Raw genomic sequence first — 7735 nt, 5'->3', positions numbered from 1 at the left:
AGCTCGGTCAAATAAGAGAAACCGCTGCAAGTAAAGAAATACACTTGCAAGTACGCTCTATTCCCAAGAAGCTCCCACTTCAAGCGTGAAGAACCGCAAGGTTTAGCTAAGTGGCGAGTAGTTCACATTCAGAACATTACCAAGTTTTTTCTTAAATTTGTCGACTATTTGACAAAAGTGAACAGGTTGTGAAGTTTTTCCGTATAACCAATTGACATGGAATTTTCACTATTGTATGCTAACAAAGGGTAAGAATGATGAGGGTAACTATGTCCGTATATCAAGCCGAGCCTCTTTTTTTATGGAAATTGGCGAGGAAATTTATGGCAAAGTCCATGCTTTTGACTCTTTTGACGTTCATTCGTCCAAAAGGTTCACGTCATGAGCGATGAAATTCATTCGAATGTAAGTTTTTATCGCATTATAAGGAATTTAGACCATTTTGAGTTCTTCTTAAAGGGGATCTTCTTCCACCCATTTTGTAGTATTCGCTACATTTGGCAGCCATCCGGTGGTCAGCTTTTATATCCATCATTCGAAAATTAAGATTCAGGAGATTAAAGACCAATGGTAGAAATGCATCGAATTTTTAAAAAGCAGTCATTGATGATCATTGCATTGCTTATAGTTTGTGCAATCGGCTGGGGCTTTACATCGTACCACGCGATTTTCGCAGGTCTCGCATTAGGTGCCCTTTGCGGTCTATTTAATTTTTGGAACCTGGTCCGAAGAATGGAAAGCTTTGATCGAAAGACACGGCAAGGGCAAAAAGTTAAATCTTTAGGTACCCTAATTCGCTACGCTTCAGCCATACTCGCGGCAGCGGTCGCATTGTCATGGCCTGAGCATTTTAATGTAGCAAGTACTGTCGTTGGATTAATGATTCCGTACATGCTACTTTTTGTAGATAGGATCTTAGTTCATTTGAAAAACTAAATAAGCAGAGCGCATTTGAAAGAGAGGTGAACTAACAAGTGGAACACAAAAATCCTTATTTTGAGATTGCTGGTTTAGGTTTTAACACTGCAAACGTTATGATGCTTTTAATTACAGCTTTAATCGTATTTTTAATCGCATTCATCGCTACTCGTAAGTTATCTCTAAAACCAACAGGTATGCAAAACTTTATGGAATGGGTTATGGATTTCGTAAAAGGCATCATCTCAAGCAACATGGATTGGAAAACAGGCGGACGATTCCAAATTCTTGGGATCACATTAATCATGTTTATCTTCGTATCGAACATGTTAGGTCTTCCATTTTCAATTCAATATGATGGATATCTATGGTGGAAATCACCAACAGCTGATCCAATCATCACATTAACATTAGCAGTTATGGTATTAGTTTTAACTAACTACTATGGTGTTAAAATGCAAGGTACTCGTAATTACTTGAAGACTTTCGTGTCTCCAATGAGCTTCCTTCTACCATTCAAAATTGTAGAGGAACTTGCGAATACATTAACTCTTGGTCTACGTCTTTACGGTAACATCTTTGCCGGGGAAGTATTACTAGGATTATTAGCAGGTATGGCTACTATGTGGTCAGGTGCAGGATTCTTCGCCGCAGCAATTCCAATGATGGTATGGCAGGCATTCTCGATTTTCATCGGGTCAATCCAAGCATTCATTTTCGTTATGTTAACAATGGTTTACATGTCTCACAAAGTGAGCAAAGACCATTAATTAATTATAAAACAGTGGGTTTACTAAAATAGTAAAATTACTGACCAAAAAAAATACAACATTTCCAAGGAGGAAAATTTACAATGGGTTTAATCGCAGCAGCAATCGCAGTTGGTCTAGGTGCTCTAGGCGCAGGTATTGGTAACGGTCTTATCGTAGGTCGTACAGTAGAAGGTATCGCTCGTCAACCAGAATTACGTGGAGTTTTACAAACAACAATGTTCATCGGGGTAGCTTTAGTTGAGGCACTTCCAATCATCGCGGTAGTAATCGCGTTCATCGTAATGAACAAATAATCGTCTTAATTGTTTTGTGGCGAAGTCTTAAGTAATTGAGTTGCTTCGCCTTTCTTTTATGTTAAGCAATTAACATAAATTCCTTTAGACAACACATCTTAACTCAAGATTCAATTATACAAAAATCAAATTGACTCTAAGCTCTTGAAGGGAGTGAAACAATCGTGTTATTAGACTATCTAGTACTAGGTTCAGCTGATGCAAAAGGCTTGAACTATGGTGACATTTTAGCAACTCTAGTAATCTTCATCGTTCTAATGCTTCTTCTTAAGAAGTTCGCATTCGGTCCACTTATGGGCATTATGCAACAACGTGAAGAATTAGTTGCTAGCGAAATCGAGACAGCTGAAAAGAATCGTCAAGATGCGCATAATTTATTAGAAGAACAACGCAGCCTTCTTAAAGAAGCTCGTACTGAAGCACAAGCGATTGTTGAGAACGCTAAGAAACAAGCAGAACTTCAAAAAGAAGACATCGTTTCATCAGCGAAAGCTGAAGCAGTTCGTTTACAAGAATCAGCTAAACGCGACATCGAGACTGAAAAAGAGAAAGCTATTGCAGCTGTACGAGAAGAAGTGGTTTCACTATCTGTATTGGCAGCTACTAAAGTTCTTAACAAGGAAGTATCAGCAGAAGATAACCGTTCTCTAATTGAAGAAACGATTGCGAAGGCAGGGGAAGCTCGATGAGTCAAACCATTGCAGCTAACCGCTACGCAAAAGCATTATTCGAATTAGCGAAGGAAAAAAACGTTGTATCAGAGACTGTAGCAGATCTACGTCAAGCTAAAATCGTTTTTACTGAATCGAAAGATTTATTTAATCTTCTTGAGAACCCTAAATTCAGTGCAGACAAAAAGAATGAACTAGTTTCAACTATTTTTGCAGATGCGCAACCAATCGTTGTTGACGCTTTAAAAGTCCTTTTGGACAAAAAACGTATCAACGAAGCCGTAAGTGTTTTTGAAGCTTTCATCCGCATTGCGAATGATGCAGCTGGAATTGAAGATGCAATCGTACTTTCAACTGAAACACTTACTGAAGAACAAATCCAAAGAATCTCATCAACTTTTGCTAAAAAAGTAGGTAAAAATTCTTTAAATATTACAAACGAAATTGATCCATCATTAATTGGCGGAATCAAACTTATTATTGGTAACCAAATTTATGACAATTCAATCGTTAGCAAAATGAACGGTTTACGTCGTGAATTACTAGGTTAAACCAAAATTATCGAGAGGTAGAGGTGACAAACGTGGGCATCAAAGCTGAAGAAATCAGTGTACTTATTAAACAGCAGATGGAAAATTTCCAATCTGAGATGCAAGTTAGCGAAGTCGGTACAATCATCACTGTCGGTGACGGTATCGCTCGTGCTCATGGCCTTGACAACGTCATGTCTGGAGAATTATTAGAATTCTCTACTGGTGTACTTGGTATGGCTCAAAACCTAGAAGAAAATAACGTAGGTATCGTTATCCTAGGTCCATCTAAAGGCATCAAAGAAGGCGATGAAGTTCGTCGTACAGGTCGTATTATGGAAGTACCAGTTGGTGAAGAACTAGTTGGTCGTGTAGTAAATACTTTAGGTTTACCAGTTGATGGATTAGGTCCAATCAACACTACTAAAACTCGTCCAATCGAAAGCCCAGCTTTCGGTGTAATGGCTCGTAAATCAGTAGACCAACCTTTACAAACAGGGATCAAAGCAATTGATGCATTAGTTCCAATCGGACGCGGACAACGTGAGTTAATCATCGGTGACCGTCAAGTTGGTAAAACATCAATCGCAATCGATACTATTTTAAACCAAGCAGACCAAGATATGATTTGTATCTACGTTGCTATCGGTCAAAAAGAATCTACTGTACGTAACGTTGTAGAAACTCTACGCGCACACGGTGCTTTAGATTACACAATCGTAATTACTGCAGCAGCATCATCTCCATCTCCAATGTTATACCTAGCTCCTTACGCTGGTGTATCAATGGCTGAAGAATTAATGCTACAAGGTAAAGACGTATTAATCGTATATGATGATCTTTCTAAGCAAGCAGCAGCTTACCGTGAACTGTCATTACTATTACGCCGTCCTCCAGGTCGTGAAGCTTACCCTGGTGATGTATTCTACCTACACAGTCGTTTATTAGAACGTGCTGCTCGCCTGAACGAAAGATACGGTGGTGGTTCAATCACTGCTCTACCATTCGTTGAAACACAAGCTGGTGATATCGGTGCTTACATTCCAACAAACGTAATCTCTATCACTGATGGACAAATCTTCTTACAAGCTAACTTATTCAACTCTGGTGTACGTCCTGCGATCAACCCAGGTCTATCAGTATCTCGTGTTGGTGGTTCTGCACAAATTAAAGCAATGAAAAAAGTTGCCGGTACGCTACGTCTTGACTTAGCTACATTCCGTGAGCTTGAATCATTCGCACAATTTGGTTCAGACCTTGATGCAGCTACTACTGCTAAACTTGAGCGTGGTAAACGTACTGTTGAAGTTCTTAAACAAGATCTTAACAAACCAATCAAAGTTGAACGCCAAGTTGCTATCATCTACGCTCTTACAAAAGGCTTCTTAGATGATATCCCAGTTCATGATATCGTTCGTTTCGAAAACGAATTTAACTTATGGTTAGATGCTAACGATGCAAACCACAAAAACGTTTTAGCTACAATTCGCGATACAAAAGGATTACCAGCGGACGAAGATATGAAAGCTACTATTGAAGGATTCAAGAAAACTTTCGCAGCTTCAGAAGCTCTTTAATTCAGTAACCGAAAGCTATTAAAAAACGATAAGGTGGTGAAATATCAATGGCAACATTACGTGAGGTAAAACAACGTATTAACTCTACAAAGTCTACAAGTAAAATCACATCAGCAATGCACTTAGTTTCATCTTCTAAGATGTCACGTGCAGAGCGAAATGCGAAAAAATACGTTCCATACATGTCTAAAATTCAGGATGTTGTAGCTGCAATCGCACAAGGAACACCAGATGGGTCACATCCGATGTTAGTTGAGCGTGAAGTGAAGAAAAGTGCTTACTTAGTAATCGCTTCTGACCGTGGTCTAGCAGGTGCATACAATACGAATGTTATTCGTACTGCTTTAAACGGTATGGAAAAACGTGGCCAAACGAAAGACGACGTAGTCATCTTTGCAGTAGGTCGTACAGTAGCTGATTTCTTTAAAAAGACAGGCTACACAGTAGTAGACGCGGAAGTTGGTCTTCCAGATCAACCTGCATTTGCAGATATTAAAGCGATTGCTCGTAAAGCTGTTGGTATGTTCACAGAAGGTACTTGTGATGAAATTTACTTGTGCTATAGCCACTTTGTAAGTGCTATTTCTAGCGACTTAGTTGAGAAAAAGCTACTTCCAATTACAGATATCGCACCAGCATCTACTTCTGCATCTTATGAATTCGAGCCATCAGGCGAAGAAATCTTAGAAGTATTGCTTCCACAATACGCAGAAAGCTTAGTTTACGGTGCGTTACTAGATGCTAAAGCTAGTGAACATGCTGCACGTATGACAGCAATGAAAAACGCTACAGATAATGCGAAAGAATTAATTAATGACTTAACAGTCTTGTATAACCGTGCACGTCAAGCGGCTATTACACAGGAAATTACAGAAATCGTAGGTGGAGCAGCAGCCTTAGAATAGGCGCTTGCTTCATCTCAAACTGTAATAGTTTGATAGGAGGGAAATAGTATATGAACACAGGACACGTTCTTCAAGTAATGGGTGCTGTTGTAGACGTTCAGTTCGACAACAACTCACTACCTGAAATTTATAACGCTTTAACTGTAGAAATTAAAAAGCCTAACCAAGAACCTGAAGTTCTAACTCTAGAAGTTGCTCTTCACTTAGGCGATAACGCTGTACGTACGATTGCTATGTCATCTACTGATGGCTTACAACGTGGAGCAGTAGTAACCGACAAAGGTATTGCTATTTCAGTACCTGTTGGTGAAAAAACTCTAGGTCGTGTATTCAACGTACTTGGCGAACCAATCGATTTAGAAATAGGTAAACCAGAATTTGAAGCATCTGATCGTCGTGATCCAATTCACCGCGAAGCTCCAGGTTTTGACGAACTTTCTACTTCAATTGAAGTTCTTGAAACAGGTATCAAAGTAGTAGATTTACTTGCTCCTTACATCAAAGGTGGTAAAGTAGGACTATTCGGTGGTGCTGGTGTTGGTAAAACTGTATTAATCCAAGAATTAATCAACAACATCGCTAAAGGCCACGGCGGTATCTCTGTATTCGCTGGTGTTGGTGAACGTACTCGTGAAGGTAATGACCTTTACTACGAAATGACTGACGCAGGCGTTATTACTAAAACTGCAATGGTATTCGGACAAATGAACGAGCCACCAGGCGCACGTATGCGTGTAGCTCTTTCTGGTCTTACAATGGCTGAATACTTCCGTGATGAAATGGGCCAAGACGTTCTTCTATTCGTAGATAACATCTTCCGTTTCACTCAAGCAGGTTCAGAGGTTTCTGCATTATTAGGTCGTATGCCTTCTGCAGTAGGTTACCAACCAACTCTTGCAACAGAGATGGGTAAACTACAAGAACGTATTACATCTACTAAAAAAGGTTCTGTTACATCTATTCAAGCGGTATACGTACCAGCCGATGACTATACTGACCCGGCTCCGGCTACAACTTTCGCCCACTTAGACTCAACAACTAACCTTGAGCGTAAATTATCTGAAATGGGTATCTACCCAGCGGTTGATCCATTGGCTTCAACTTCTCGCGCATTAGCTCCTGAAGTAGTAGGTCAAGAACACTACGACATCGCTCGTCGCGTTCAATCAACTCTACAACGTAACAACGAATTACAAGATATCATCGCTATCTTAGGTATGGATGAATTATCTGATGAAGATAAATTAACTGTTAACCGCGCTCGTCGTATTCAGTTCTTCTTATCTCAAAACTTCCACGTTGCGGAACAATTTACTGGTCAAAAAGGTTCTTTCGTACACGTAAAAGATACAATCAAAGGATTCTCTGAAATCTTAGATGGTAAATATGATAAATTCCCTGAAGAAGCATTCCACTTAGTGGGCGGCATCGATGATGTTATCGCTAAAGCTAAAAATTTAGGCGTAACACTTTAATAGTAGGGACGAGGAGGAAAAAATATGAAGACCACTATAGTCAACATTGTCACTCCCGACGGCCCAGTATATGATTCTGAAGTCTCAATGGTAAGTGTGCGCACTACTTCTGGTGAAATGGGTATCCTTCCTGGACACATTCCAACAGTTGCGCCACTTAAAGTTGGTGTAGTTCGTTTGAAGAAAGATAACACTACTGACCTTGTAGCAGTAAGTGGCGGTTTCGTTGAAATTCGCCCTGATAAAGTTACGATTTTATCACCATCTGCAGAAGTTGCGGAGACTATCGATCTTGCTCGTGCTAAAGAAGCGCTTACTCGTGCTGAACAACGCATGGCGTCAAAAGAATCACAAACTGATTTCAAGCGTGCAGAGTTATCTCTAAACCGCGCAATGAATCGTATCAACGTTAAAGAGGGTAACATCTAATATATATACTTAAAAAGCTATTCCATTCGGAATAGCTTTTTTGGCTCTTTGTCAAATAACGTTGGTGAGAGTTTTCAATTGAATAAAAATCGATTGGTTTGAGCGAGATCACTTTTCATTTATGAAGCGTGGCTCGCTCTTTTTAGTGCGAAGTGTAAATAGAT

At 39.7% G+C, this 7735-nt stretch carries 9 protein-coding genes; all 9 read left to right on the top strand.

Annotated features, from left to right (window positions below):
* The first annotated feature begins 567 nt into the window (after positions 1 to 567).
* Positions 568 to 936: an ATP synthase subunit I gene (locus DF281_RS13975; protein ID WP_109350880.1), complete on the top strand. Its 369-nt coding sequence runs from the start codon at positions 568 to 570 to the stop codon at positions 934 to 936.
* Positions 937 to 974: 38 nt separating this feature from the next.
* A complete protein-coding gene (atpB, locus tag DF281_RS13970; RefSeq protein ID WP_109350879.1) occupies positions 975 to 1688 on the top strand; it encodes a F0F1 ATP synthase subunit A in 714 nt (237 codons plus the stop codon).
* An 83-nt stretch (positions 1689 to 1771) separates the two neighbouring features.
* Entirely contained in the window at positions 1772 to 1984 is a 213-nt protein-coding gene (gene atpE / locus DF281_RS13965; protein ID WP_087682507.1) for a F0F1 ATP synthase subunit C, read from the top strand.
* A 164-nt stretch (positions 1985 to 2148) separates the two neighbouring features.
* The gene (gene atpF, locus DF281_RS13960) at positions 2149 to 2673 is read left to right on the top strand and encodes a F0F1 ATP synthase subunit B (protein ID WP_109350878.1); all 525 of its coding nucleotides are present in this window, start codon (positions 2149 to 2151) and stop codon (positions 2671 to 2673) included.
* Complete coding sequence (locus DF281_RS13955) at positions 2670 to 3206, top strand: F0F1 ATP synthase subunit delta (RefSeq protein ID WP_109350877.1); 537 nt, start codon at positions 2670 to 2672, stop codon at positions 3204 to 3206. Before atpF ends, DF281_RS13955 begins: the two co-directional genes overlap by 4 nt.
* Positions 3207 to 3238: 32 nt before the next feature.
* Complete coding sequence (gene atpA / locus DF281_RS13950) at positions 3239 to 4762, top strand: F0F1 ATP synthase subunit alpha (RefSeq protein ID WP_109350876.1); 1524 nt, start codon at positions 3239 to 3241, stop codon at positions 4760 to 4762.
* A gap of 47 nt (positions 4763 to 4809) precedes the next feature.
* Positions 4810 to 5667 carry an ATP synthase F1 subunit gamma gene (gene atpG / locus DF281_RS13945; RefSeq protein WP_109350875.1) on the top strand — a complete coding sequence of 286 codons (858 nt, stop codon included), beginning with the start codon at positions 4810 to 4812 and terminating at the stop codon, positions 5665 to 5667.
* Between the two features lie 50 nt (positions 5668 to 5717).
* Complete coding sequence (gene atpD / locus DF281_RS13940) at positions 5718 to 7142, top strand: F0F1 ATP synthase subunit beta (protein ID WP_109350874.1); 1425 nt, start codon at positions 5718 to 5720, stop codon at positions 7140 to 7142.
* 24 nt (positions 7143 to 7166) lie between these two features.
* Positions 7167 to 7571: a F0F1 ATP synthase subunit epsilon gene (locus tag DF281_RS13935; protein ID WP_109350873.1), complete on the top strand. Its 405-nt coding sequence runs from the start codon at positions 7167 to 7169 to the stop codon at positions 7569 to 7571.
* The last annotated feature ends 164 nt before the right edge of the window (positions 7572 to 7735 follow it).

This window comes from Kurthia zopfii, from assembly GCF_003143955.1.
Classification (GTDB): Bacteria; Bacillota; Bacilli; order Bacillales_A; family Planococcaceae; genus Kurthia; species Kurthia zopfii.
Note: the sequence above shows the minus strand (reverse complement) of the source record. Positions and strands in the feature narration are given on the sequence as shown.